Raw genomic sequence first — 1,196 nt, 5'->3', positions numbered from 1 at the left:
TGTGTAACCGGCCGGCCCGGGCCTCACCCCGCGCGGTGCGGGCCCAACCCCCCGGGGCCCGCCGCCGCGTGTGAGTACCCACCGCCCCGCCGGGGGGGGCCCGCCGCCCCCCCCCGGCTCACTCCATGGGAGCCCATCACAGTGAAAAGCACCAAGGAGGCAACCGCCTCTCCCGCTACGGCCACTGCCGCTCCGTTCTTCGGCATGGCACAGGCCCTGGTCATCGTGGCGTTCCTCGCCGCGGCTGTCGTGCTCAGCCTCTTCACGCATATGCCCGCGCGGGAGGTCCTTCTCCTGCTCGGTGCCGTGGGCGGCCTCGGTGTCGCCGTCGTCGTGGCGGCCAACACGACCAGGCACAGGGGCGGGGGCCGTGAGCGAGGGCTGCTGCGCAGAATAGTGGCTGCGGCCTTCAACAACGGCGCGAGCAGCTGAACGCCATGGGGCGTCCGGAGAGCCCGGTCAGCTTCGCGGTGCAGGAGGTCGGCATGCTCGCCGCCTACCTCCGCCAGCTCCGTCAAGCCGTGGGCAAAACGTATGAGTGCCTGTTTCGCAACCGCTGATCTGTGACGGTGCGTGACGGGTGGCAGATTCGTTCAGTTGTGTGGCGGGACAGGGAAGCATTCGGGCGGGTGAACCGTTCCGGGTTCGGTAGGGACTCGATCGTTTGAGAGGATCGAGTTATGGCACGTCCTTCCCAGTACCCGCTTGAGCTGCGCCGTCGTGCGGTGCGCATGGTCGCCGAGGTGCGGCCGGAGTACGACACCGAGTGGGCCGCGATGAAAGCGGTCGCCCAGAAGCTGGGCATCGGCGCGACCGAGACGCTGCGCAAGTGGGTGCGGCAGGACCAGGTCGACGCCGGGACCCGTGCGGGCACGACGAGCGAGGAGTCGGCCGAGCTGAAGCGGCTGAAGAAGGAGAACGCCGAGCTGAAACGGGCCAACGACATCCTCAAGGCCGCGGCGTCTTTCTTCGCGGCCGGGCTCGACCGGCCACACACACGCTCGTAGCGTTCATCGACGAGCACAAGGACCGCTTCGGCGGCGTCGAGCCGATCTGCCGGGTTCTCACCGAGCACGACTGCAAGATCGCCCCCTCCACCTCCTATGCCCACCACAAACGCCAGGCCGCACCCGCGGCCCGCACCGTCCGCGACGCCGAGCTCAAGACGTTGATCGCTGAGGCGTACGAGGCCAACT

General features: G+C 68.9%; 1 protein-coding gene and 1 pseudogene. Both read left to right on the top strand.

The genetic code is table 11. The features are described from left to right. Window positions 1-141 precede the first annotated feature (141 nt). Complete coding sequence (locus tag ACWFRU_RS41010; RefSeq protein WP_453693760.1) at window positions 142-432, top strand: hypothetical protein; 291 nt, start codon at window positions 142-144, stop codon at window positions 430-432. 248 nt (window positions 433-680) lie between these two features. After that, a pseudogene (locus ACWFRU_RS41005) lies at window positions 681-1,196 on the top strand (transposase); the annotation flags it as partial.

Source organism: Streptomyces sp. NPDC055099 (assembly GCF_053607685.1).
The sequence above is the reverse complement of the archived record's forward strand: the minus strand, read 5'-3'. Positions and strand labels throughout refer to the sequence as shown.